The organism is Campylobacter concisus (assembly GCF_050447505.1).
GTDB classification, from domain to species: Bacteria; Campylobacterota; Campylobacteria; order Campylobacterales; family Campylobacteraceae; genus Campylobacter_A; species Campylobacter_A concisus_BP.
Map to the genome: position 1 here is coordinate 160,192 of NZ_JALMFZ010000001.1, position 24,579 is coordinate 184,770.

Consider the following 24,579-nt stretch of genomic DNA (forward strand, 5'->3'; position numbering starts at 1 on the left):
TTAAATTTTAATGTTTGCTGATAAACTTCATCCATTTTTGGATCGCTATGATGAAATTTCTACGCTTCTAAGCGATCCAAATATAGCAAACGATATCGAAAAGATGACAAAGCTCTCAAAAGAGCAATCATCTATCGAACCAGTCGCAACTGCTGCAAAAAAATATCTACAAATTCTAAACGACATCGAAGAGAATAAAGCTTTACTTGAGGACTCTGAGCTTGGCGAGCTTGCAAAAGATGAGCTTAAAAATTTAGAAATTTCAAGAGAGAAGCTTGAAGAAGAGATCAAAATTTTACTTCTTCCAAAAGATCCAAACGATGATAAAAATATATTTTTAGAAATTCGCGCAGGCACCGGTGGTGACGAGGCTGCACTATTTGTTGGGGACCTTTTTAACGCTTACATCAGATATGCAGAGCTTCGTGGATATAAATTTGAGATCGTTAGCCAAAGCGAGGGCAACACTGGCGGCTTTAAAGAGATCATCGTGCTTATAAAGGGTAAAGGTGCTTACTCTAGGCTAAAATTTGAAGGTGGCACACATAGGGTTCAGCGTGTGCCAGAGACTGAGAGCCAGGGCAGGGTGCATACCTCGGCTGTGACTGTGGCTATCATGCCAGAGGTTGAAGATAGCGAGATCGAGATCAACCCAAATGATATAAGAGTTGATGTTATGAGAAGCTCGGGCCACGGCGGCCAGTCGGTCAATACAACTGATAGTGCCGTTAGGATCACCCACATACCAACAGGACTTGTTGTCACAAACCAAGATGGCAAGAGTCAGCACAAAAACAAAGAAGCTGCGATGAAGGTGCTAAAAGCTAGACTTTACGAGATGCAAGAGCAAGAGAGGCTTGCTAAAGAGACTAGCGAGCGCAAGAGTCAAGTCGGCACTGGAGACCGCTCAGGCAGGATAAGAACTTATAACTACCCACAAAACCGCATAAGCGATCACCGAATAAATTTAACACTTTACCGCCTTGATGCGATCATGGCTGCAGGGCTATTTGACGAGATCATCGAGCCGCTTATCACTCACTATCAAGCAGAAGCTATGCTTGAGGCTGGCATCTAAGTCTAAAATTTATAAATTCTCACTAAGTCATTAAAAATCAAAAATCTACAAACTAAGATCTAAAGTCATTTGGTCTTGAAACGATCTTAGTTTGTCTGTTTTATAATAAAAAATAATATTTATTTATATATTTTTTCAAAAATAATTTAAATTAAATTTTTAGATTTTAGTTCATTTAGCGCGATATTTTAGGCTTTGGTAAATTATAAACCTTTACTTGTGATATTAAAAAATTTTATTAATTGATCATAAGTTCGCATTAATAATAATACTCTATAATACCCAAACATTAAATCAAAACAAGGAGAAAATATGTCACTAAGTGCAAGAAATCAACTAAATGTTGAGATATCAGAAGTAAGAACAGGTGCGGTAAATTCGCTAATAGCTGGCAAGCTAGCAGGTGGCGAGGTGCTAAAAGCAACTATTACAGTTGATAGTGAGAAAGCTCTTGATCTTAAAGTTGGTAAAAAAGCTATATTTTTATTCAAAGCTTCAAGCGTTATCGTTTCAAAAGATGATAGCATCAAGCTTAGCGCAACAAATCAAATTAAAGGCGTTGTTAGCGAGATAAAAGACGGCGCTGTAAATGCTGAGATTATCATCGACGCAAATGGCAGCAAAATTTCAGCTATCATCACAAGAGAGTCAGTTCATAACTTAGCTTTAAAAGCAGGCGACAAAGTAACTGCTATCATCAAAGCAACTCAAATCATAGTTGGTGTTAAATAATTTTTCGGAGCAAATTTGCTCCGACACTCTCCTTTTAAACTAATTTATAAATTTAAGTAAATATCCAAAACTAAATCTAAAAATTTCTCATAAATTTTTCAAAATACAAAATTTAATTAATATTTATTTTTTTGTAAATTTAAATGATAAAATCTCTAAACTTTATACTAAATTTACTTTAAAAGCCTATATAGCGTAAATATAAAGTCAAATTTAAATGAATTTAATTTTATTAAATATTACCAAACTACGTCCTATTCGGTATAATCTTTAATAAAATTTAATTATAAAAATTAAATTGCAAATTTTAATAAATTACTCTATAATGCTTAATAGCAATTATCTTACTTCAAAGGAGAGAGCATGAAAAATTCAGGTTTATCTAGAAGAGATTTTGTGAAATTTAGCGCTATCGGAGCCACAGCACTTGGCATGGGCGCAACAAATTTAATGGCAAGCTCAATGAACGAAAAAGATGTCAAGTGGGACGAAGAGTATGACGTAGTCATCATCGGCTCAGGCTTTGCGGCTCTTGCTGCTGGTGTGACATCGGCTAAAAAAGGCAACAAAGTCGTTTTGATCGAAAAGATGGGCCGCACAGGAGGCAACTCTGTCATCAACGGCGGAATTTTTGCCGTTCCAAATAGCGACATGCAAAAGAAAGCTGGCATCAAAGATAGCACCGAACTATTTATCAAAGACTGCTTGAAAGCAGGTCGCGGCATCAACCACGTTGATCTTTTGGCAAAGATCGGCGAGAGAGCGCAAGATGCATACAAACTCACACTTGATTGTGGTGCAAAATACATCGACCAGATCACTCACGCAGGCGGTCACTCAGTGCCAAGAAGCCTTCAAACAGAGGTCGGCAGCGGCGCTGGCATCGTGCTTCCTATGACTGCGACATTTGAAAAGTTAGAAGGCGCATCGATCAAAAAAAGGACAAAATTTGATGATTTTGTCTTTGACGACAAGGGCGCAGTTGTGGGTGTCATCGTCAGAGAAAACTACAAATTTGATGGCAACTTGATGAGTGATGATGTCGAAAACAAAGGCGGCGATACAAAATATATAAAAGCTAAAAAAGGCGTTGTGCTAGCAGCTGGCGGCTTTTGTAGGGATAAAATTTTTAGACGCCTTCAAGATCCAAGGATCACACCTGAGACAGACTCAACAAACCAACCAGGCTCAACAGCGGGCGCACTTTTAGCGGCATTTAGAGCGGGCGCTTATCCAGTTCAGCCAAGCTGGATACAATACGGCCCTTGGGGATGTGCCGATGAGACAGGCTTTGGCGTGGGATCGATGTTTAACGTAAATGGCTCTTTTCCGTTTGGAATTTCAGTCAATCCAAGAACTGGCAAACGCTACATGAACGAGCTAGCTGACCGCAGGACAAGAACTGAAGCTATGTTTAAAGTCATTCATGAAAAAGGTGAAGACGATAAAAACTTCCCTATCAACTTCTGCGACTCAAGAGCCCTTCCTCACATGCTTCCAGCCCACTATGAAAAGGCTATCGCAGCGGGAATTTGCAAGAAATTTGACACACTTGATGCTTTGGCAGCTGAGTATAAGATCCCAGTTGATGAGCTCAAAAAAACAGTCGCAAGATACAATGAATTTGTCAAAAAAGGCGTTGATGAGGACTTTGGCAAGCCAGTTGTTGAGACTACGACAAAGGGCATTGATATCTCAGTTCCGCCGTTCTACGCAGAGCGTGGCACGCCAAAAGTTCACCACACAATGGGCGGCCTAAATATCAACACAAAAGCCCAAGTCATGAACTCTCAAACAGCTATGCCTATACCAAATTTATATGCAGCTGGCGAGATCACTGGTGGCGTTCACGGAGCCAGCCGTCTGGGATCAGTGGCTATAACTGACTGCTTAACATTTGGCATGATCGCTGCTGAGACTATCGGCTAGAAAGAGGTGGCAGGCATTTGCTTGCCACTATAAATTTTTAAATCTATAAACCCCGTTTTTTACTCGCTCAAAAATTTTCTTCTCTTCAAGTAGCTTAAACGTGCTTATCACGGTTGGTTTGCTTACATTTAGCCTTTCGCAAATTTCTGAAATTTTAAGCACGATAAAGCCATTTTCATCGCTTAGCTCGCAAAGTAAATTTATGATCTCTACCTTTTTCTCGCCAAGAAGCGCCTTGTAAATTTCTTTGTCTAGCCCCAAATTTTATATCCTATCGCTACGCACCAAAGCGCGCCACATAAGAAATTTGCGATCATCACAGCCGCACTTCCAGCGTCCTTTGCTGCCTTTGCTAGGGCATGATAGTCTGGGCTTGCAAGATCAGTCACTCGCTCTAGGCTCGAGTTTAGGCACTCGCAAACTAGCACAAGCGCCATGCTAAAGATCAAAAATATGTTAAAAATAAGGTCAAATTTCCAAAAAAATAGCGAGATCGCAGCTATCAAAAATATGCAAATTTCTATGCGAAAGCTCTTTTCGTTTTTAAAAATTTCAGCCAAACCCTCTCTTGCGTAGCCAAAATTTTTAAAAAATTTATACGTTGGCTGGTTTCTCATAACTTTCCTTTTTGCGATTTTTGGCATAATTATAATTAAAAAAAGGATGAAATTTGAAACTTATTAGCTGGAATGTAAATGGGCTGCGCGCAGTCGTGGCAAAAGATGGCTTTGGCTGGCTTGATGAGGTTAAGCCTGATTTTTTAGGACTGCAAGAGATCAAGGTCAAAGAAGATGACGTACCAAAAGAAATTTACAACCTTGGCTTTAAAGATATCAGTGTAAACTCAGGCGCGAGAGCTGGCTACTCTGGCGTGATGAGCCTTGCTAAATTTGACGTGCAAACGCAAAAAGCAGCCTTTTTTGACGACACGGAGGGGCGAGTTTTGGAGCATAGATTTGATGATATCGTGCTTTTTAACATCTACTTTCCAAACGGACAAAAGGACGACGAGCGTCTGGCATTTAAGATGGACTTTTACGAGAAATTTTTAGCTTATTGCAAAGAGCTTATAAAAAGCGGCAAAGAGGTGATATTTTGTGGCGACGTAAATACCGCTCACCGCGAGATAGACCTTAAAAATCCAAAGGCAAATGCCAAAACTTCAGGCTTTTTGCCTATCGAGCGAGCGTGGATAGATGAGGTGCTAAAAAGTGGCTTTATAGATACCTTTAGAGCCGTAAATGGAGACGTTGCGGACGCTTACTCGTGGTGGAGCTACCGCTTTAACGCAAGGGCGAAAAATGTTGGCTGGAGGATTGATTATTTCTTTATCTCGCAGGGGTTAAAAGATAGGCTAAAAGACGCCTTCATCCTGCCAGAGATCATTGGTAGCGACCACTGCCCAGTTGGCATAGAGATAGAAATTTAGAGTACTCCCTCTTCTATCAGGTGGGTGATTAGGATTTTAAAGCCTAGAAATATAAGTATCGCTCCGCCTAAAAAAAGCGCCTTTTTCTCTAAAATTTTGCCCATAAATTTACCGATGTAAAAGGCGGCTAGGCTTAGCACAAAGCAGACTACGCCGATGATGAGCGCACTTTCAAATATACTAACCGCTTCAAAGCTAAGCGTGACACCAATGGCAAGCGCGTCGATGCTCGTGGCAAATGCACCTACAAAAATGGTCTTAATATCCATACTTAATGACTCGCCCGCCCCGCTGCTACAGGCCTCTTTTAGCATTTTAAAGCCAAGAAAACAAAGTATAAAAAATGCGATGAAGTGATCGATAGAGCTTATAAATTTAGCAAAGCTAATGCCTAGAAAATAGCCAAGAAGCGGCATGAGAAACTGAAAAAAGCCAAGCATAAAAGCTATAAATAAAATTTTGCCAAAGCCAAGGCTTTTATACCTTGCGCCGTTTGCCATATTTAGCGCTGCGCTATCCATGCTAAGAGCGAAGCTAAGAAGTAAAAGCTGCATAAATTCCCCTCAAAAAAGGGTGAATTTTAGTGCAAAAATATTAAATTTATTTTAAGCGTTTAGATATTTTTTGTATGATTTTGCTTTAAATTTAAAAAAGGAGAGAAGATGAAAAAATCTCTTGTTATTCTTTGTGGCGCGCTTGCTTTAAATTTACAAGCCGCAAGCATGGATGATATGATAAATAAAGGCGTCAAAATCGCCACTCACGCATCAAGTGGCGACTATAAAAGCTTAGTTAGTGAGGCGCTAAATGCTGCTGTGAGCGAGCTTTCAAAAGAGGGCTTTATAAACAACGCCACAGCTAAAATCCCACTTCCAAAAAGCCTTGAAATGGCGTCAAATTTAGCCAAAAAAGTGGGCGGCGAGAAGTGGGCGCAGGACCTTAGCAAGTCGATAAACAACGCTGCGACCACGGCTGTGCCAAAGGCTGCTGAAATTTTTAGCGAGAGCATAAAAAATATGAGCGAGGCTGATGTCAAAAAGCTCTTTAATGGCGGCAGTGACAGCGTTACGAAGTATTTACAACAAAGCTCTAGCCAAAAGCTAAAGGCGGCATTTACGCCGATAATTGAGAAAATGATGAGCGATAATAGCTTTGCAACAGCCTATAATGGGCTAAATTCTTTCATCGGTGGCTCAGCTAAAAACAACGAAACTATAAAATCAGTCAAAAGCCTAGCTAAAAATTTAGGCGCAAGCGAATATGTGCCGGATGATGGCGAAGATCTAAACGCTTATATAACGAGAAAGACGCTAGATGGGCTATTTAACGTGATGAGCGAGAAAGAAAAGGGGCTAAGAAGCGGCTTTAGCCTAGATAGCGGCAAAAAGGTGCTTGACTCGATCTTTAAATGAGAAATTTAAGCGCTCAAAACAAAGCTGACATCGCTCTTATCGTAGTTGCCGTTGTTTGGGGCGCTACGTTTTTACCCATGGCAAATGCGCTAAAGACAAATGGCGTCTTTGTCATGCTCTTTTGCCGGTTTTTTCTCTCGGCTATCTTTATGTGCTTTGTCGCGCTTAAATTTACTAAGAAATTTGATAAAAAGAGCGTCATCTACGGCGTTATCCTTGGAGTGGTGCTCTTTTTGTCATTTACAACGCAAACTTATGCTCTAAAGCTCACATTTAGCTCGAGCGTCGCCTTTATCACGGGGCTTGAGTGCGTGATAGTGCCTTTTATGGCGGCTTTTATTTTTAAAAATAAGATAACCATTTTTGCCATTTTAGGCGCTATCATCGCAGTTTTTGGGCTTTGGCTCTTAAGTGGCGCCACGCTCGCACTTGGGGCTGGCGAGGCATTAGCACTTGTTTGCGCGATATTTTACGCACTTTATACTACGCTAAATGGCCACTTTGTAAGAAAAAGCGAGCTTTATTTGCTTGTCTTTGTAGTATTTCTCACAAATGCCCTGCTTTCACTTGTTTTTGCGCTTTTTCAGGGCACTATCGTGCCAAATTTTGATAGGGAATTTTTCATAGCGATATTTATCACGACGGTGATAGGCACCATATTTTGCTACTTTGTGCAAACTATCGCCCAAAGATACACGACCGCTAGCAAGGCGGCTTTGTTTTTCTGCCTAGAGCCAGTCTCAGCTGGACTAATTGGCTACTTTTTTGCTGGCGAGATACTTAGCATCTGGCAAATTTTTGGAGCAGCACTCATCATCTTTGGCGTCATTTTTAGCGAATTTGGCAAGCAAATTTGCTCTAAATTTAAGCTCTAAAAGACAAAAAGCTTCATTTGCGAGTCTATTTTCTCATCTATAAACTCGCCCTCAAATCTCTCTTTTAACATTGCTAAAACCGTCTTTTCATCGTAGTTTTTAGCCCCGTTTATCTCAAGGTGCCAGCAGATATTCTCAGCTGCTTCTTGCACGCTTCGTTTAGCGATCCTAGTTTCATTTAAAATTTCACTCTTATAGGCGATGCCTTGCTCGTTTAGCCACACTTCAAGCCTATCTACTACGTTTTTTTGCGAGAGTGTGCGGCCAAATTTTTCAAAAAATGGCTCAAGCAGATCAGAGCTTCTAGGCTTGTCCCAGCCAAGATAGAGCTTTTGCTTGGCGCAGTTTTGAAATTTCAAAAAATCTTCATCGCTTGCAATGGCTGGGCTCATCGTGCAAATGGCGATATCAAAGAGCCTTGCTGGCTTAAATTCTCTCCACGAGCAAACCTCGCTGGTTAAATTTGTCACGCCAAATCTCTTTGCGTCCTCGTTTAAAATTTCTATCATCTTTTCTGAGCTATCGATGCCAGTTATATGCTTAGCCGTTTTTGATAAAAATATGCTCCAAACGCCCGTACCACAGCCAATATCAAGGATATCTTTGCCACTAAAATCAACTCCCCAAGCCAAGGCTTTACCAAAAATTTGCTGCTGTATAGTGCTGATCTTGCCGTCAAATCTTTGGTAGTTTGACGCCTTTTTATCCCATAAATTTTGCATTTTAGCTCCTCATTTTTGGTTATAATTTTAGCAAAAAAGGTCAAAAATGAGAGATTTTATATATCACGTCACCATCCCGCCACAAGCCATCGACATGCACGGTCACATGAATAATGTCTATTATTTCACGCTTATGCAAGAGGCCGCATTTGCCCACTCCGCCGCTGTTGGCGACACGGTCGAGGCGCAGTATAAAAGGGGTGAAATTTGGCTCATTAGAAAAAATGAAGCAAAATATATAAAAAGCGCAAAGCTGATGGATGAGATAGAAATTTACACCTACACGCAGACTGAGGGCAAGGCGACATCATGCAGATATTTTGAGTTTAAAAAAGATGGCGAGCTAATAGCAACTGGCAAGACGGAATTTGTCTATATCGATCTAAAGACAAACCGCCCAAAAGCTATCCCAGCGCAGATCATCGCGCTTTACTCGTGACCGCACTCGTCGCAAACGCCCTTTATGACGGCGCTTTTTATATTTTTAGCGACGCTTAGATGTGGCATGTCGATGTTTGTCACCTTGTGGCAGACGTCGCAGATGAAGTAGGCTTTGGCCTCATTTGCCAGCTCGTAGTAGCTCTTGTGGTTGTTTTCAGTTTTTATCACGAGATTTTCTTTTTCAAAAATTTCCATACTTCTATAAAAGGTCGTCTTGTTTGCGTCAAGAATTTGCAAAATTTCATCGTAGCTTAGAGGCGTCTTGGCGTTTTGTAAAATTTCAACAAGCTTTATGCGAAGCGTCGTGGCTTTGATATTGTGCTCTTCTAAGAAATTTCTCGCGTTCATCTTTGCCCTTTTTATTTTTCGTATATTAACGCTAAAAGATTTAAACTATATTTAAAAGAAAAGGCTAAATTTAGGCATTTGCTTTTTAAGTTGCAACCAAGTTGCATTTTGCTAAACTTCGCAATTATTTTTTAAAGGAGAGATAATGAGAAAAATTATCGTTTTTTTAGCTGTTTGTGCTTTGTCTCTTTTTGCAAAGCCGGTTGTGACTACTAGCATACTGCCAACGAAATTTTTTGTCGAGCAGATCGCTGGAGATACGTTAGATGTAAATGCGATGGTTGGCAAAGGCGCTGATCCGCACACCTATGAGCCAAAGCCAAAGCAGATGAAGGAGCTTGAAAAGAGCGAGCTTTACTTTGCTATTGGCATCGAGTTTGAAGATGCGTGGCTGGATCGCTTCTCAAAGACGTTTAAAAATTTACGCATCGTAAAGACGCAAGAGGGCATCGAAAAGATCGCTATGAGTGACGAGCACGAACATGAAGAGCACCACGAGCATAAGCACGAGGGCGAGCATAAGCACGAGCATCATGACCACGAGGGCGAGCACCATCATCACCACCATGACGGCCTTGACCCACACATCTGGCTTGACCCTATCTTAGTAAAAACTCAAGCTGATAACATCGCAAAGGCGTTAATAGAGAAATTCCCGCAAAATGCAAAGCTTTATGAGGAGAATTTGGCTAAATTTAAAGCTAGTCTTGACGAGCTTGATAGCTTTATCAAAAATGAGCTAAAAGATGTCAAAACTCGCGAATTTATCGTATATCACCCATCTTGGGGCTACTTTGCAAAACGCTATAACTTAGAGCAAATCGCCATCGAGATAGAGGGCAAAGAGCCAAAGCCAGCTGAGCTAAAAGAGCTTATAGAAGAAGCCAAAGAGCACGGTGTAAAGGTCATTTTCGTGGCTCCACAGTTTCCAACAAAGGCTGCAAATTTGATCGCAAAAGAGACTAGCTCAAAGGTCGTCATGATAGACCAACTGCCTGAAAACTGGCTAGCCGAGATGAAAAAAACGGCTGAAATTTTCGCTAAAAGTCTATAAAAATGTTAGCACGCCTGATCGTCATTTGCCTACTAACCATAAATGCTTTCGGGTGTGCTCTATGCTCGCTTTATAGCCCAACAGCTCACGTTAGCGCAAAATTTGTCGCACACGAAAATAACATCACGCAGATAGCCTTTACTTGGACCTTTTCGCAAAATTTCTCAGATCTTATGAAGCAAAATTTTGACCTAAATCAAGATGAAAAGATAGATGAAAAAGAGCTTAGAAAGATCCGCTTAAATTTACTAGACTACCTTGTGCCAAGGCACTATCTAACGGACATTGAGTATTATTACAAGGACGAAAACGCCACTAAAATAGAGCCAAATTTAAATGAATACAAACTCTATTTTGACGAGGGCAGGCTTAAATTTGACGTGAGTTTTAAGACAAATTTAGTGGTAGCTGAGGGGCTTGTCGTGTCGGTTGATATGGAGGACAAGGAGGGCTATTTTAACTTCAAATTTACGCAAAATAACGCATTTTTGGTGGGTGAAAGCTTCTGGGCGATACCAAATTCAAACTCAAATTTGATATTTTTTACATTTTCAAGCAAGGCTGCAGCCAAAGCTCACAATGAAAAGCCAGCGCTTAAAGAGCTGCTAAAAGAGCCAGTAGCGGGCGTGAGCGATGAGAATTTAAGCCAGATAGACAAGATCGATGAGGCTAAATTTGACATCGTCTCAAAAACTAGCTTAAGCTTGCTTGATAGGCTAAAGCAAATTTTAAGAAGCGTGGATTACAAAAGTCCGCTTGCGCTGCTATTTTTAGCATTTATCTCATTTGGCTATGGTTTCTTGCACGCTGCTGGAGCAGGGCATGGCAAGGTGCTAACAAGCTCATATTTTGCCGCAACTGGTGGCAGCTACAAAAGGGCGTTTTTATTTGCGCTAAAGATCGGCTTTTTGCACGTTGTGGGCGCATTTGTCTTTGTCTTTGCTAGCTTTTTGCTACTTCGTGAAGTAAGCAGCGACCTCACAAAGGACACAGCTAGCATAACGACCGCGTTTTCTGGGGTTGTGATCTTTTTTGTGGCGATTTTTATGCTCGTTAAAAAGATCAAATTTTATCTCTCAAGCAAAAATGAGACTAAATTTTATATTTTTAGATCAAATTTAAGCCAAAATTTGAGTAAAAATACAAAATTTAAAAGCGAATGCGGCTGTCAAATTTGCTCAGCTAAAAAGCCAAAGAGCAAAGAGGAGTGGCTAGTAGCGGCCGCTGCGGCTCTTGTGCCCTGTCCAGGCACGATACTAGTCTTTGTGCTGGCAAATGAGATAGGCAGCTACCTTGCAGGCGTGATAAGTGGCGTATTTATGGCGCTTGGCATGAGTGTGGTGATATTTGTAGCGGCAGTTTTTGGCTCAAAGATCAGCACGAACATTAAGCTAAAAAAGTTTAAAATCTACGCAGAATTTGCAGCCCTTGGCATCATGCTTTGGCTTGGACTTTTCATTTTTGTCACGACATTTACGCAAAAGAGTCTGTTTTGAAAGATGTTATAAAAATTAGAAATTTAAACTTTAGCTACGATAAACAAGTCGTTTTAGAGGACATAAATTTAGACTATAGTAGCGACGAGTTTTTAGCGATAATTGGTCCAAATGGCGGGGGCAAAAGCACGCTTTTAAAGCTCATTTTAGGGCTTCTTAAGCCTCAAAGTGGCGAGATAAAGCTCTTTAGTAAAGAGCCAAGCGAGGTTAGTAAATTTATAGGCTATGTGCCGCAAAATTTCCTCTCAAATCAAAGCTTTCCGATGATGGTTTTAGAAGTCGTTTTAATGGGGCTAATCGATAAAAAAATCTTTGGTTTTTACTCAAAAGATGAAAAGGCTCTAGCACTAAGTGCCCTTGAGAAGGTTGGTATGAGGGAGTTTGCAAACGCAAGGATCGGCGAGCTAAGTGGTGGTCAAAGGCAGCGCGTCTATATCGCTAGAGCGCTTTGTGCAAACGCAAAAGTGCTCATCTTAGATGAGCCAACGGCAAGCATCGACACAAAAGGGCAGGCTGAAATTTATGAAATTTTAAAGGGCATAAACACAAATGGCGTGGGCGTGGTTTTGGTAAGTCACGACCTAAATATCGTGCTAAATTATGCTACAAAGATCGCTTACGTGAGTAAAAATTTACACATTCACAAAACACATGAAAACCTTGCAAAGAGAGAATTTATCGAGCATCTAGCTAGAACGCACAGCCATTTTTGTGATGTCGAGATCGCACTTGGCGAGTGCGGCTGCGAAAAAACAAAGAGCAATGTTTTTAAATTTTAAAGAGAGAAAATGAGTGAAATTTTAGAGTTAAATTTTATGCAAAATGCCTTTATTGCGGGCATTTTAGTAAGCATAATATGCGGCATGATAGGCTCGCTTGTCGTGATAAATAAGATGACTTTCATCGCTGGAGGCATCGCACACGGCGCGTATGGCGGCATAGGACTTGCATTTTTCTTCTCGCTTGAGCCACTTTTTGGAGCTAGCATATTTTCGCTATTTTTAGCGCTCATCATCGCCACGATCACGCTAAAAGATAAGACAAACATCGACTCTGTAATAGGCGCTATTTGGGCGATTGGCATGGCGATTGGTATCATTTTCATCGATCTAACGCCTGGCTATAACGCTGATCTTATGAGTTATCTTTTTGGCTCGATCCTTGCAGTTAGCGGCACAGATATTATTTTTATGAGCGTTTTAGACCTCTTGTTTTTGGCTCTTATCGCACTTTTTTACCGCCAGTTTGTGGCGATCAGTTTTGATGCGGAGTTTGCAAAACTTCGCGGGGTCAATACGACATTTTTTCACTATCTGCTAGTTTGCATGATGGCGCTTTGCGTGGTGGCTACGATACGCGTCGTAGGGCTAATACTTGTCATCGCGCTACTTACTATACCGCCATATATTGCTCAAATTTTTGCCAAAAGACTTGGGCTAATGATGCTAATCTCAACTATTTTTTCTATCATTTTTTGCTTTATCGGCCTTGTGATTAGCTTTTATTTCAACCTCACAGGCGGAGCTAGCATCATCTTAGTCGCCTCGCTTTGCTTTTTCGCGTTTAGTTTTAAATTTAAAAGCTTGCGCTCGTAGCTCTTTTTAACCTAAAAAGCGTCCAAACTAAAAAGCAAATCGCCGTAAAATAGACGCTAAAAAAGAGCGCTAGCCACATAAATTTGATCTCAAGTCTTAGCCAAAAGACTACCACGTAAAAGAGCGAGCATTGAAGCACGAGCTGTCTAAAGCCATTTAGTAAAAAGATCGCCACTGGGCGTTTTATCGCTTGTAGCGTGCTGCCTGAGATGTTTATCGTGCCGTAAGCCATGTAGGCAAGTGAGTTGATGCCAAGGTAGAGCTTTGCCACTTCTAGCACGGCTGGCGTGCTGTCAAAGAGCTTGATCGCGCTCTCGCCAAAAAGCCTTATAAAGATGTAGGCAAAGGCGCAGTAGATGAGCAAAAAAAGAAGCGATAGTTTGTAGCACTGCAATGCTCTTTGAAAGCTATTAGCGCCGTAGTTTCTTGAGATGATGCTAAGCACCCCTGCTGCCATGCCGATGGTCGGAAGCACTAAAATTTGCTCGATCCTTAAGGCTATGCCATAACCTGCCACTGTATTGACGCCGTAAAAGCTTACAAATTTTAAAAGCACTAGCGAGCCAAGCGACATTGAGAGGTAGTTTAGACAAGCTGGCAAGGCTTGCTTTAGTATCTTTGCCCAGACGGCGAAATTTGGCACGAAGTAACCTAAATTTCTAGGCTCTATCATCTTGCTTTTTCTTACTTTAAAAAAGAGATAGATCATGCCTAAAAACTGCACGCTAGCCGTTGCTAGTGCAAGACCTTTTACTCCAAGCGCAAAGATAAAAGCAAAAAGATAGCAAAAAAATGCGTTGATAAAAAGGCCACAAAATAGCCAGTTGCGGTAGCTTTTAGTATCGCCAAGTGCGACAAGTATGCCATTAAGCGATTTTATAAGTAGGAAAAATGGAGCTGCAAGAAAGATGACGCCAGCGTAGTCAAGTGCCTCTTTGATGTAGTGATGATCAGCGCCTAAAATGACTAGTAAATTTGGCGCTAGTAAGTAGCCACATAGCCCCATAAATAGGGCAAAAAGAAGCACAAAAACGATGCCATTTGCCGCATAAAGCTTAGCCATTTTTGGTTTGTTTGCACCTAGGCTGTTGCCTATTAGCGCGGTGAGTGCCGAGCCAAAGCCAAGCCCGATACCAACGACACTTAGGTAGAGTAAAAAGCTCATCGCCATGCCAGCAACTGCAAGGGTAGAAATTTTAGCGGCGAAAAATGTGCCAGTGACGTTGTAAAGTGTGTTAAACATCATGCCCACGCCAGCTGGCAGCGAGAGCGAGATGATTAGTTTATTTAGCGGGTCTTTTAGTAGGTCCAAGCTGTCTTCTTGTTAAATTTCATATGAGCTAAGTTCTATCAAATTTCCATCAAAGTCGTAAATATATAAACTCTTCATTGCCCCAAGTGCTCCGTTTCGCTCAACGACGCCAAGCTCTGGCTTTATGCCTTTTGAAAGTAGCTCCAAGTGCACGTCCTCTATGTCATCTTCGACTATCAAACATATATCAGCGCTACCCTTTGTTGGATGCTTTGCCGCAGGTAAAAACTCACCCTCAAACCTATGTAAATTTATCTTTTGTGAGCCAAAATTTAGGCTAATGTGACCGTCTTTTTGGGCTGGTCGCATGCCTAAAATGTCGCAGTAAAATTTAAGTGCCTCTTGAACGTCGCTTACGACTATCACGATGTGATCTAAATTTTTTATCTGCATTTTGGCTCACATTTTTATTTTTGGTCTCTTAATGCCCTTTTTCTAGTGTAGATATTTAGGCACTCAACCGCTAGCGAGAAGCCCATCGCAAAGTAGATGTAGCCTTTTGGCACATGCACACCAAAGCCATCAAGCACGAGCGCAAAGCCAACAAGCACCAAAAATGCAAGTGCGAGCATTTTTATGGTTGGGTTGTTATCGACAAATTCTGAGATCGCCTTTGAGGCAAACATCATCACGCCAACTGCGATGATGACGGCAAGTATCATGATATCGATGTGCTGAGCCATGCCAACTGCGGTGATAACGCTATCAAGCGAAAAGACTATGTCTAAAATGCCTATTTCTAGGATAGTTGCAAAAAATCCTGGATGAGACTTGCTCTCGTGAGCCTCTTCATGCTTGCCAGTGACGTTTACGTGGATCTCCATTGATGATTTTACTATCAAAAATAGACCGCCTATTATGAGCACTAGATCGCGTCCAGTGATGCTAAGCTCGCCTATGCTAAAGAGCGGCTTTGTAAGCTTCATGATCCAAAATAGCGAAAGTAGCAGGATGATCCTAGTGATCATCGCAAAGCCAAGCCCTAAAATGCGGCCTTTGCCCCTTTGCTCTGGTGGCAGTTTGCCTACTAAAATAGCGATAAATATGATGTTATCTATGCCTAAAACTATCTCCAAGCCAGTTAGCGTAAGTAGCGATATCCACGCCTCTGGCGAACTCAACCATTCAAACATTTGCTTCCTTTGTTAAAATTTTTATTATGCTCTCAGGCAAAATTTCATGCTCTATGGCGTGAATTTTAGCCTCCCACTCATCTAAACTCATGCCGTCTTCACGCTCAAACGCCCTTTGCGCGATCAGTTTGCCCCCGTCAAGCTCCTCGCTCACGTAGTGCACACTGACACCGCCTATCATCATATCGCTCTCAAAGCTCTCCTTTATCGCATGCGCGCCCTTAAAAAGCGGCAGGATAGATGGGTGAAGGTTTATGGCTTTGATCTGTGCCGTAAAAACTGGCGTTAGTATCCTCATAAAGCCTGCAAGCACTGTTAGATCAGCCCCGCTTTTTAAAATTTGCTCCACCAAAACAGCATCAAATTCCTCACGGTTTTTAAATTTAGCGCTCTCTATGACGAGCGTTTCAAGTCCAAATTTCTTAGCTCGCTCGATGCCAAATGCACCAGGCTTGTTGCAGATACAAAGGCAAACTTCGATCTTTACGCCGTTAAAAATTTGATTATGAACTTTTTTAAGTATCGCTTCTAAATTTGAGCCACTGCCGCTAAAAAGCACGGCTATCTTTTTCGTAAGCATTTTACTCCTTTGATGATGTCTGTTGGCTCCAGCGCGTAGCTGTTTTTGTCAAAATTTCTAAGGCTAAGCGCATGAGCTAAAGTGGCTGAGATGGCAGCATTTAGTGGCTCGTAGCCTTGAGCCAAAAGTGCTAGCACAAGGCCGCTTAGCACGTCGCCACTACCGCCTTTTGCAAGCGTGTTTTTACCATAAGGCATGACGTAAATTTGTCCATCTTTGGCGATTATGGTGTTTGCCCCTTTTAGCACAAGAACGGCATTAAATTTCTCGCTCCAAGCTCTCGCGTAAGCGTATCTGTTTTCTTGCAAAGTTTGCACATCTATATCGGCCATTTTGCAAATTTTTAAAAGCGAGCAAAACTCCTTTGGATGAGGTGTCAAGACGCAGTTTTCGCTTAGCAAGTCAAGCACTTTTGGGCTGTAAAAGATATCAGCGTCAAGAACAAGCTTTTTGCCTTTTAAAATTTGCACCTCAAGCTCTTCTACGCCCTTTTTGCCAAGCCCCATGCCAAGGGCTCCAGCGTTCATTTTCTCACTTATCTTGCTAGCTTGCATGATGTGCGTTGGTAAATTTAAACCTTGCTCGCCTATCACGCTAACTAGCCCAGCCCCAAAGGCAAATGCCGCCTTTGCACAAAGCTTGCTAGCCCCTATGTGCTCGCCAGATATGATAAATGCGTGGCCAAAGTCGCCCTTATTTACGCACTGATTTTTTCTATTTGGAAGCATGAGGTCGCATTTTTCAAGCAAATGATAGTCGCTCTCGCACTCGTAGTTTTGAGCGCTTATGCCAAGTGTGGCAACCTTTATTTTGCCCACGTAGTCCTTTGCTGCGTCACTATAAAGAGCTAGCTTTCTAGCTCCCATCGTGACAGTCACGTCTGCTTTTACACAAGCGCCAAGTACCTTGCCCTCGCTACTTAGCCCGCTTGGCACGTCGCAAGCGATGATATAGGCAGAGCTAGCGTTTATTTTTGAGATTAATTCTATGTACTTTTCGTCTAAATTTCTATTTAGCCCTGAGCCAAAGAGCCCGTCTATGAGGCATTTTGCGCTATTTAGGCTATTTTCTACATCTTTGCTCTCACGCACACCAGCAAATTTAGCCCTTTCAAGCTGTTTGGTGGCTAGTGGCTTTAAATTTTGGCTAGACAGGATAAATTCACACTCAAACTCACCCTCTAGCATCCTTAAAGCGCAAAGCACGTCAGCACCGTTGTTTCCGACACCGCAAACGCCAAGCACTCTCTCGCCTTTTTTAAATTTCTTACGTATGAAATTTGCTATGAACGTGGCTGCATTTTCCATTAAAAGCTCTTCGCTAAGGTCAAATTTCTCGCCTGCTCTCTCGTCTAAAACTCTCGTATCTAAATATAAATTTTTCATTTTACGCCCTAAAACTAAGTGCCTCTAAGATGTGGGGCTTTAAAATTTGCTCGCTCTCATCAAGATCAGCGATGCTTCTAGCTACTCTAAGCGTCCTTTTTATGCCCCTTTGTGAGAGGTTGTATTTCGTGGCAGCCTTTTGTAAAATTTCACTTGCCTCGGCGTTTAACGTGCAAAATTTAGCCACCTGCGCGTCACTAAGCTTGCCATTTAGCTCATCTTGAGCGCGCTTTTTTTGAAAGATAAAGGCTTTTAAGACCATCTCGCTCATCTGCTGTGAGCTTAAACTTGCCTTATCATCTGGCGAGCTCTCGTCCATCGCGACCTTTAGGTCTATGCGGTCAAGCACTGGGGCTGAAATTCTGGCTTTATAGTTTTTTATCTCATTTTCGCTGCATTTGCAGTTTAGGTTGCGGGAGAATAAATTTCCGCAAGGGCAGGGATTTTGAGCGGCTACGAAGATAAATTTAGTCTCGTAAGTCACTTTTGAATTTACCCTTGCGATGTGGATTTGATTGTCTTCAAGCGGCTCTCTGAGGCTTTCTATCACCTGTTTAGGAAAGTGTGGGAACTCGTCAAAAAATAGCACTCCGCCATTTGCAAGTGCGATCTCACCGATCTTTGCGACGTTTGAGCCTCCGCCAAAGATCGAGCTTTTTGTCGAGGTGTGGTGCGGCGAGCGAAAGGCTCTAGTGCTTGTAAATTCGCTATCTTGCAAATTTAGCGAGCGGTAGGCGGCGGACTTTAGCACCTCTTCTAGGCTTTGTGGCGCCATGATATAGACGAGGCGTTTTGCGCACATGCTCTTGCCGCTGCCTGGGCTGCCTTCAAATAGGATATTGTGCATGCCAACGGCTGCGATGACGCAGGCTCTTTTGGCTCTTTCTTGACCCAAAACGTCCTTAAAATCAAGCTCGAAATTTAAATTTGGAACATATCTTTTGCCAGAAATTTCTATCACATTTGAAAATAGCTCGTGTGTGGCGCTAAAATGCGTACTTTTAGCAAATTCTGTGTCGCTAAAAAACTTTATCGCCTCTTCTAGTGTGCTAACGCCATAAACCTCTAAATTTGGTATCATCGAAGCTTTTGCAGCTATCTCACTTGGCACTAAAATTTTTGCATTTTGCACCTGCGTGCTTAAAAAAAGTAGGATCGAAAATAAATTTGCCGTGCTTTTTACACTGCCGTCAAGCCCAAGCTCTCCAAAAACAAAAATTTTCTCCAAGCTTTTTGCCTTTTGAAGAGCGATTAAAAGGGCGATACTTAAGTCAAAATGCGAGCCACTTTTTGGCAGGTCTGAGGGGGATAAATTTATGGTTATTTTTTGCGCTGGAAAGGCAAAATCAAGCGCTAAAAGTGCCGCCTTTACACGCTCTGTACTCTCTTTGATGCTGGTGCTTGCAAGACCCACGATACTAAAGCCAGGAAGCCCACGCGAAAAGATCGACTCAACATCAATGATCTTTAGCCCGTCGCCGTAAGCAGCACATTTTAGGGACTTCATGATGTCTTTTCTTTTTTCTGCTTTTTGTATTCCTTGTCGAATTTCTTGCGTTTGTTAAAGCCTATTTTTTCTATAAAAAGATGTCCGTCTAAGTGGTCATTTTCATGCTGGATAGCGATCGCTAGTAGCCCATCAGTTTTTAAGGTCTGCTCCTTGCCAAAGCGGTCTTGAAATTTGATAGCAACTACCTCACTTCTTTTTACGTCCTCATAGTAGCCAGGCACGCTAAGGCAACCCTCTTGATAGATGCACTCGCCCTCACGTAGCTCAAATTTTGGGTTTATGATCTCGATTAAATTTTCTCTATCTTGCACACCCTCTTCGTTGGCTAAATTTATGATGAAAATTCTCTTTGCAACGCCTATTTGTATGGCTGCAAGACCGATGCCTTCTTTTGCGATCATCGTCTCATACATATCATCAAGAAGTTTGTGAAGCTTCTCATCGAAAATCTCAACCTCTTTTGAAATTTCATAAAGTTTTTTGTTTGGGTAGGATAGAACTTCTAGGATCAAACTAATTCTCTGCTTTCTCGTCTAAAAATAGTGGCTCATTTAGGTCTTGGTTGGTCTCTAGCTTGTCAAGCGCATGAGATAGCAGCTCTTCGGTGCTTTTTGTCTTTGAGATCATGCTTGAGACTATCTGCACTTCGAGCTTGCACTCTTCGTTGTCGATCTTCCAAGGCATAGATGAGAGCATGTTTAAAATTCTCGCACACGCTTGCTTTGTGCCGTTTTCGTCGGTGTATTTCATCACCATAGCAAAGCAGCCATCGCCGTAGTGAGCGACTATATCGCTTCTACGTGAAGTTCTTAAAAGAAGCTGCGACATGCTTTTAAACATATTGTTTCGCTCTTTTAAATTTTTAACTCGGTTTGCAAATTTGTCTTTTATTTTGACTAGCAAAAATGAGGCATTATAGCCGTAGCGCCTAACAGATTCGATCTCGCTGCTTATGGTCGCTACTAGAAATTTCTTGTTATAGACCTCGTATGTTGTGTCGTAGATCGACTGCTCTTCGATCGCCTTAAACATCTTGCCGACCTCTTCGTAGCTCATCTTGATGACGTCAAGATGCTTGTCCATGAGGTCGTTTAGCTTGATGAGGTCTTGGTTAAAGGCGCTTAAAACGTTTTGAAGTGCAAGGACGTTTGTGTTGTTTTTAAGCCCATCCATACGCTTTTGCACTAGGCCTCTCATAACGCCTAAATTTTTATAGATGAGCACGACTGCTTGAAGCATGCTCTTTATCTGGATAAAGCCTTGTTTTACCTCTTTTTCGATAGAGATATTGCCATTTGTCGGCACCGAGCTTTCAGAATTTGCCACAATGATATCGCCGATCTCTTTTCTAAACTCATCTGACTGCCCATCAAGCATCTTTTCAAAGTAGATAGAGTAGTTTGTCGGCGTAGATGGGACGTTGTCGTCGCTTAGCTCGTGCAAAACGTCCTCTGAAAATTTATAGATATTTACCTTTTCTTTTTTGACAGCTGGCTTTGCTTCAGCTGCTTTTCTTTTTGGATCTGGTGCGTTATCTATCTTTATCACTTTGGGCCTTATTTAAAACTTTTCTCCAAAATTTTATCGACAAGTCCGTATTCTTTAGCTTCAGCTGAGCTCATAAAGAAGTCGCGCTCAGTATCTTTTACGATCTTGCTTAGTTTTTGACCTGTATTTTTTGCCAAAATTCCATTTAAAATTTCTTTCAAACGTAAAATTTCGCGAGCTTGTATCTCGATATCAGTCGCTTGTCCTCTAGCACCGCCGAGTGGTTGGTGTATCATGATACGAGAATTTGGCAGTGCATATCTCTTGCCAGGTGCGCCACAGCTTAGTAAAAATGCACCCATACTAGCGGCCTGACCGATGCAGATAGTGCAAACATCTGGCTTGATGTAGTTCATCGTGTCATAGATGCTAAAGCCACTTGTTATCACGCCGCCTGGTGAGTTTATGTAAAGGTAGATATCTTTATCTGGATCTTCAGCCTCTAAAAATAGCAGCTGAGCAACGATAGAAGCAGCCATGCCGTCCTCTATCTCGCCACTTAGCATAACGATCCTGTCTTTTAAAAGACGGGAGTATATATCATAGCTTCGCTCACCTCTACTAGTTCTTTCAACTACGACAGGAACGTAATAGCTCATTACTCAGCCTTCTCTTTTTTGCTTGCTTTTTTCTCGTCTTTTTCTTTGTTGAAAAGCTCGCTAAATAGCTTCTCTTCGATCATCGACATCTTTATAGCTGGGAGCATGCCTTGGTTGCGGTACATCTCAAGGTGTGCTTTTGGATCTTGGCCACTTCTATACGCCTCAAAATAGATCGCTTGAACGACCTCTTGATCGCTCACTTTCACGCCTCTTACGCGAGCTAGCTCATCTATGATGAAAGTTAGACGAACGCTATTTTCAGCGTCTTTTCTATACTCGTCACGTTTTTTAGCTAGAGCGTCTTTGTCCTCTCTAAATTTCTTCATATCATCTGGAGTAAATGAGCTCCATGCGTTTCTAAACTGCATATCGATCTCTTGCTCGACGATATTTTTTGGCACATCAAATTTAAATTTCTCAACCGCAGCTTCAGCAAATTTTGGTTTTAGCTCTTCGTTTATAAGTTTATAAATTTTCTCTTGGCGAATTTGCTCTTTTATGCGCTCTTCAAGTAGCTCTTCAGTTGGTTTTTCTTCGTTTGGAAGGATAGTTTTTAGCATCTCTTCATCTAGTTTTTCAGGGATCTTTCTCTCTTGAATTTCATGAAGTTTGACTTTAAAAACAGCGTCTTTGCCAGCTAAATGTGCAGCGCCGTAGTTCTCTGGGAATTTAACCTCGATATCTTTTTCGCCGCCAGCTTTCATACCTACCATGCCATCTTCAAAGCCTGGGATAAATTGATTTGAGCCGATCTCAAGCACGTAGTTTTCAGCCTTACCACCTTCAAATGCAACGCCATCAACAAAGCCCTCAAAGTCAAATTTAGCAAAATCGCCCACTTTTAGGCCTCTTTTGCCATCTATTTTTTCAAGCGGAGCTATCATTTTTAGAAGTTCAGTTTTCTTCTCATCAATATCTTTTTTCAAAACGCGTGGGTTTGAAAACTCAGGTAACAAGCTCTCATAGCCGCTCACATCGACGCTTGGCTTAAATGAAACTGTTAGCTCAACGTCGATCTTGCCATCTTTTTTGTCAAATTTTGAAACGATAGGCTCGCCGATAAGGTCGTCATTTTTCTTGCCTGCTTTTTTGATAGCCTCTTCGACTACATCTCTTAAGACATCTTGCTCAGCGTCGTTTGTTAGCTCTTTCTCGTAGCGTTTTAGCACGACAGCGACTGGCACATGGCCTTGCCTAAAGCCATCTACTTTCATAGTTTTTGCCGCTTTTTTTGCTAGTTTTTCTACGCTAGACTTTATAGCATCTGCACTTATTGTTGTGCTTGCTAGGGTATTTACGCTATCTAGAGCTTTTGTTTTGATTTCCATCGAATTCCTTTATGAATACAAATTTTTAGCCCAAAATATAGCAGAATTTTCCTTATTTCATTGTAAATTTGTAAATTTTTATAGATATAAAAGGCGTTTTAACGTAGAATTTGGCGATAAAATTATGGAGAAAAATTTATGCAAGAGAGTTTTGAAAATTCAGTTAAAAATATACTAACTATCATCGGCGAAGATCCAAGCAGAGAGGGGCTTATCAAAACCCCTGAGCGCGTTTATAAAGCTTTTAAATTTCTAACTAGCGGATACGATCAAGACCCAAAAGAGGTGCTTGGTGACGCTCTTTTTACTAGCTCAAATAATGAGATGGTTTTAATGCGAAACATCGAGTTTTACAGCCTTTGTGAGCACCATTTGCTGCCTATTATCGGCCGTGTGCATGTGGCATACATCCCAAATGGCAAGGTTGTTGGCCTTAGTAAAATTCCACGCATGGTAAATATCTACGCCAGACGCTTGCAAATTCAAGAGCAGATGACCGAGCAGATCGCAAAGGCGCTTGAGGACGTTATCGCTCCAAAAGGCGTTGGAGTAGTCGTCGAGGCAAGGCATATGTGCGTTGAGATGAGGGGTGTGGAGAAGATAAACTCGACTACCACGACCTCGGCGCTTAGGGGCTGCTTTATCAAAAATGCAGACACAAGGCGAGAGTTTTTCTCGCTGATAAATTCGCCTAGGGAAACGCATTTTTGAGTTTAGAGCGCATAAATTCAAGGCTTAAAGAGGGCGTGAAGCTCTCAAATACCTTCGGTGTCATCACAAAGATCACAGCTACTACGATAGAGATCACCGGACTTCGCCCAAGTATCGGCGACATCGTGCGAATAGTCGCAAAAGACAAGAGTAAAAACGGTCTTGGCATGGTCACGCAGATAAAGACAGATGGCGCTTATATCAGCCCGTTTGGCTTTGTCGAGGGCTTTAGGATAGGCGACTTTGTCTATGAGAGTGATCAGGGCATGAGCATACCAGTGGGGCCAAATTTACTAGGTCGCGTGGTCGATCCATTTATGAAGCCAATTGACGGCAAAGGGGCGATCGATACGACTGAATATATGCCGATCATGAGAGCGCCGATAGATGCGATGAAAAGGGGGCTTATAAACGAGCCTTTTAGTGTTGGCATAAAGACGATAGATGGGCTGCTTACTTGTGGCAAAGGGCAAAAGCTGGGAATTTTCGCAGGTTCAGGCGTGGGCAAATCAACCCTCATGGGCATGATCGTAAAAAATACGTTAGCTCCAATAAAAGTAGTCGCGCTAATAGGCGAGCGTGGCCGTGAGGTGCCTGAATTTATCGAAAAAAACCTAGGCGGCGACCTAGAGGGCACGGTCATCATCGTAGCGACCAGCGATGATAGCTCGCTCATGCGAAAATACGGCGCATTTTGTGCGATGAGCGTGGCTGAATACTTCAAACAGCAGGGCAACGACGTGCTTTTCATCATGGATAGCGTCACGCGTTTTGCGATGGCGCAGCGTGAGATCGGCCTTGCGCTTGGCGAGCCACCGACGTCAAAGGGCTATCCGCCAAGCTCGCTCACGCTCTTGCCACAGCTAATGGAGCGCGCGGGCAAAGAGGAGGGCAAGGGCAGTATCACGGCGTTTTTCACCGTGCTAGTCGAGGGCGATGATATGAGCGACCCGATAGCTGACCAAAGCCGCTCTATCCTAGACGGTCACATCGTGCTAAGCCGCGAGCTAACGGACTTTGGCATCTACCCACCTATCAATATCCAAAACTCAGCCTCGCGTGTCATGGGCGACGTGATCGGCAAAGAACACAAGCTAAATGCGATGAAATTTAAGCGCCTCTACTCGCTTTTAAAAGAAAATGAGGTTCTGCTTCGCATCGGCGCATATCAAAAGGGCAGCGACAAGGAGCTTGACCTTGCGATCTCGAAGAAAGAATTTATGGAGAGCTTCTTAAAACAAAGCTCAGAAGAGGCCTTTGCACTTGAAGAGGTCGAAGAGCTGCTTGATAAGATCAATCAGTAAATTTCTCTATAAATTTGACTACTAAAATTTCATAGCCTTTTATTAAAAAGATCGG

28 protein-coding genes are annotated in these 24,579 nt (G+C 42.0%); 13 read left to right on the top strand and 15 right to left on the bottom strand.

Going from position 1 to position 24,579, the window contains the following annotated elements:
- The first annotated feature begins 10 nt into the window (after positions 1-10).
- From prfA to MTT09_RS00760, 3 genes are all read left to right on the top strand, one after another.
- Complete coding sequence (gene prfA, locus MTT09_RS00750; protein ID WP_004317452.1) at positions 11-1,078, top strand: peptide chain release factor 1; 1,068 nt, start codon at positions 11-13, stop codon at positions 1,076-1,078.
- Positions 1,079-1,390: 312 nt separating this feature from the next.
- Positions 1,391-1,810, top strand: a complete 420-nt coding sequence (locus MTT09_RS00755) for a TOBE domain-containing protein (protein ID WP_429801957.1) — start codon at positions 1,391-1,393, stop codon at positions 1,808-1,810.
- Positions 1,811-2,173: 363 nt separating this feature from the next.
- On the top strand, positions 2,174-3,739 hold the full coding sequence (locus MTT09_RS00760) for a flavocytochrome c (RefSeq protein ID WP_429801959.1): 1,566 nt from the start codon (positions 2,174-2,176) through the stop codon (positions 3,737-3,739).
- A gap of 27 nt (positions 3,740-3,766) precedes the next feature.
- Here MTT09_RS00760 and MTT09_RS00765 read toward each other — a convergent pair whose 3' ends face one another.
- Together MTT09_RS00765 and MTT09_RS00770 are read right to left on the bottom strand one after the other, a co-directional pair.
- Positions 3,767-4,000 (bottom strand): winged helix-turn-helix domain-containing protein, encoded by a 234-nt coding sequence (locus MTT09_RS00765; RefSeq protein ID WP_149701115.1) that lies wholly within the window; start codon positions 3,998-4,000, stop codon positions 3,767-3,769.
- On the bottom strand, positions 3,991-4,356 hold the full coding sequence (locus MTT09_RS00770) for a diacylglycerol kinase (RefSeq protein WP_429801962.1): 366 nt from the start codon (positions 4,354-4,356) through the stop codon (positions 3,991-3,993). Before MTT09_RS00770 ends, MTT09_RS00765 begins: the two co-directional genes overlap by 10 nt.
- A 53-nt stretch (positions 4,357-4,409) precedes the next feature.
- Here MTT09_RS00770 and MTT09_RS00775 point away from each other — a divergent pair, with 53 nt between their 5' ends.
- Positions 4,410-5,168: an exodeoxyribonuclease III gene (locus MTT09_RS00775; RefSeq protein ID WP_429801964.1), complete on the top strand. Its 759-nt coding sequence runs from the start codon at positions 4,410-4,412 to the stop codon at positions 5,166-5,168.
- Here MTT09_RS00775 and MTT09_RS00780 read toward each other — a convergent pair.
- A complete protein-coding gene (locus MTT09_RS00780; RefSeq protein ID WP_429801966.1) occupies positions 5,165-5,722 on the bottom strand; it encodes a manganese efflux pump MntP family protein in 558 nt (185 codons plus the stop codon). The genes MTT09_RS00775 and MTT09_RS00780 overlap by 4 nt on opposite strands.
- Positions 5,723-5,830: 108 nt before the next feature.
- Here MTT09_RS00780 and MTT09_RS00785 point away from each other — a divergent pair, with 108 nt between their 5' ends.
- Both MTT09_RS00785 and MTT09_RS00790 read left to right on the top strand, forming a co-directional pair.
- Positions 5,831-6,580 (top strand): DUF4197 domain-containing protein, encoded by a 750-nt coding sequence (locus MTT09_RS00785; protein ID WP_429801968.1) that lies wholly within the window; start codon positions 5,831-5,833, stop codon positions 6,578-6,580.
- Positions 6,577-7,455, top strand: coding sequence for a DMT family transporter (locus MTT09_RS00790; RefSeq protein ID WP_429801970.1), 879 nt, complete (start codon positions 6,577-6,579; stop codon positions 7,453-7,455). The genes MTT09_RS00785 and MTT09_RS00790 overlap by 4 nt, the downstream gene beginning before the upstream one ends.
- Here the strand turns inward: MTT09_RS00790 and MTT09_RS00795 are convergent.
- A complete protein-coding gene (locus tag MTT09_RS00795; protein WP_429801972.1) occupies positions 7,452-8,177 on the bottom strand; it encodes a class I SAM-dependent methyltransferase in 726 nt (241 codons plus the stop codon). The genes MTT09_RS00790 and MTT09_RS00795 overlap by 4 nt on opposite strands.
- A 46-nt stretch (positions 8,178-8,223) precedes the next feature.
- On the opposite strand from MTT09_RS00795, the gene MTT09_RS00800 reads away from it, so the two are divergent.
- The gene (locus MTT09_RS00800) at positions 8,224-8,616 is read left to right on the top strand and encodes an acyl-CoA thioesterase (protein WP_194170984.1); all 393 of its coding nucleotides are present in this window, start codon (positions 8,224-8,226) and stop codon (positions 8,614-8,616) included.
- Here the strand turns inward: MTT09_RS00800 and MTT09_RS00805 are convergent.
- On the bottom strand, positions 8,607-8,966 hold the full coding sequence (locus tag MTT09_RS00805) for a Fur family transcriptional regulator (RefSeq protein WP_103615929.1): 360 nt from the start codon (positions 8,964-8,966) through the stop codon (positions 8,607-8,609). The genes MTT09_RS00800 and MTT09_RS00805 overlap by 10 nt on opposite strands.
- Before the next feature lie 145 nt (positions 8,967-9,111).
- Here MTT09_RS00805 and MTT09_RS00810 point away from each other — a divergent pair, with 145 nt between their 5' ends.
- Genes MTT09_RS00810 through MTT09_RS00825 form a run of 4 tightly spaced genes read left to right on the top strand, consistent with a single transcriptional unit; the run spans position 9,112 to position 13,111 of the window.
- The gene (locus MTT09_RS00810; protein WP_429801975.1) at positions 9,112-10,020 is read left to right on the top strand and encodes a metal ABC transporter solute-binding protein, Zn/Mn family; all 909 of its coding nucleotides are present in this window, start codon (positions 9,112-9,114) and stop codon (positions 10,018-10,020) included.
- Between the two features lie 2 nt (positions 10,021-10,022).
- Positions 10,023-11,516: a nickel/cobalt transporter gene (locus tag MTT09_RS00815; protein WP_149712408.1), complete on the top strand. Its 1,494-nt coding sequence runs from the start codon at positions 10,023-10,025 to the stop codon at positions 11,514-11,516.
- Positions 11,513-12,295, top strand: coding sequence for a metal ABC transporter ATP-binding protein (locus MTT09_RS00820; RefSeq protein WP_429801978.1), 783 nt, complete (start codon positions 11,513-11,515; stop codon positions 12,293-12,295). The genes MTT09_RS00815 and MTT09_RS00820 overlap by 4 nt, the downstream gene beginning before the upstream one ends.
- 9 nt (positions 12,296-12,304) lie before the next feature.
- A complete protein-coding gene (locus tag MTT09_RS00825; RefSeq protein ID WP_004317440.1) occupies positions 12,305-13,111 on the top strand; it encodes a metal ABC transporter permease in 807 nt (268 codons plus the stop codon).
- On the opposite strand, the gene MTT09_RS00830 is transcribed toward MTT09_RS00825, so the two are convergent.
- From MTT09_RS00830 to tig, 10 genes are read right to left on the bottom strand one after another with little or no spacing between them, the layout of a single operon-like run.
- Complete coding sequence (locus tag MTT09_RS00830; protein ID WP_429801981.1) at positions 13,092-14,423, bottom strand: MATE family efflux transporter; 1,332 nt, start codon at positions 14,421-14,423, stop codon at positions 13,092-13,094. The genes MTT09_RS00825 and MTT09_RS00830 overlap by 20 nt on opposite strands.
- Before the next feature lie 12 nt (positions 14,424-14,435).
- Positions 14,436-14,816: a VOC family protein gene (locus tag MTT09_RS00835; RefSeq protein WP_429801983.1), complete on the bottom strand. Its 381-nt coding sequence runs from the start codon at positions 14,814-14,816 to the stop codon at positions 14,436-14,438.
- Between the two features lie 14 nt (positions 14,817-14,830).
- The gene (locus tag MTT09_RS00840) at positions 14,831-15,556 is read right to left on the bottom strand and encodes a TerC family protein (RefSeq protein ID WP_429801985.1); all 726 of its coding nucleotides are present in this window, start codon (positions 15,554-15,556) and stop codon (positions 14,831-14,833) included.
- Positions 15,549-16,136, bottom strand: coding sequence for a phosphoribosylglycinamide formyltransferase (gene purN / locus MTT09_RS00845; RefSeq protein WP_429801987.1), 588 nt, complete (start codon positions 16,134-16,136; stop codon positions 15,549-15,551). Before purN ends, MTT09_RS00840 begins: the two co-directional genes overlap by 8 nt.
- Positions 16,118-17,521, bottom strand: a complete 1,404-nt coding sequence (locus MTT09_RS00850) for an NAD(P)H-hydrate dehydratase (RefSeq protein WP_429801989.1) — start codon at positions 17,519-17,521, stop codon at positions 16,118-16,120. The genes purN and MTT09_RS00850 overlap by 19 nt, the downstream gene beginning before the upstream one ends.
- A 1-nt stretch (position 17,522) precedes the next feature.
- Positions 17,523-19,028, bottom strand: a complete 1,506-nt coding sequence (locus MTT09_RS00855; RefSeq protein WP_429801991.1) for a YifB family Mg chelatase-like AAA ATPase — start codon at positions 19,026-19,028, stop codon at positions 17,523-17,525.
- Positions 19,025-19,543 carry a peptide deformylase gene (gene def / locus MTT09_RS00860; RefSeq protein ID WP_429801993.1) on the bottom strand — a complete coding sequence of 173 codons (519 nt, stop codon included), beginning with the start codon at positions 19,541-19,543 and terminating at the stop codon, positions 19,025-19,027. Before def ends, MTT09_RS00855 begins: the two co-directional genes overlap by 4 nt.
- A gap of 1 nt (position 19,544) precedes the next feature.
- Positions 19,545-20,579, bottom strand: a complete 1,035-nt coding sequence (locus tag MTT09_RS00865; protein ID WP_021092443.1) for a GGDEF domain-containing protein — start codon at positions 20,577-20,579, stop codon at positions 19,545-19,547.
- 8 nt (positions 20,580-20,587) lie between these two features.
- Positions 20,588-21,178, bottom strand: coding sequence for an ATP-dependent Clp endopeptidase proteolytic subunit ClpP (gene clpP, locus MTT09_RS00870; RefSeq protein WP_004317374.1), 591 nt, complete (start codon positions 21,176-21,178; stop codon positions 20,588-20,590).
- A complete protein-coding gene (gene tig, locus MTT09_RS00875; protein WP_429801995.1) occupies positions 21,178-22,509 on the bottom strand; it encodes a trigger factor in 1,332 nt (443 codons plus the stop codon). Before tig ends, clpP begins: the two co-directional genes overlap by 1 nt.
- 138 nt (positions 22,510-22,647) lie before the next feature.
- On the opposite strand from tig, the gene folE reads away from it, so the two are divergent.
- Positions 22,648-23,220, top strand: coding sequence for a GTP cyclohydrolase I FolE (gene folE / locus MTT09_RS00880; RefSeq protein ID WP_429801997.1), 573 nt, complete (start codon positions 22,648-22,650; stop codon positions 23,218-23,220).
- Positions 23,217-24,524, top strand: a complete 1,308-nt coding sequence (gene fliI, locus MTT09_RS00885) for a flagellar protein export ATPase FliI (RefSeq protein WP_004317323.1) — start codon at positions 23,217-23,219, stop codon at positions 24,522-24,524. Before folE ends, fliI begins: the two co-directional genes overlap by 4 nt.
- Positions 24,525-24,579: the final 55 nt, after the last annotated feature.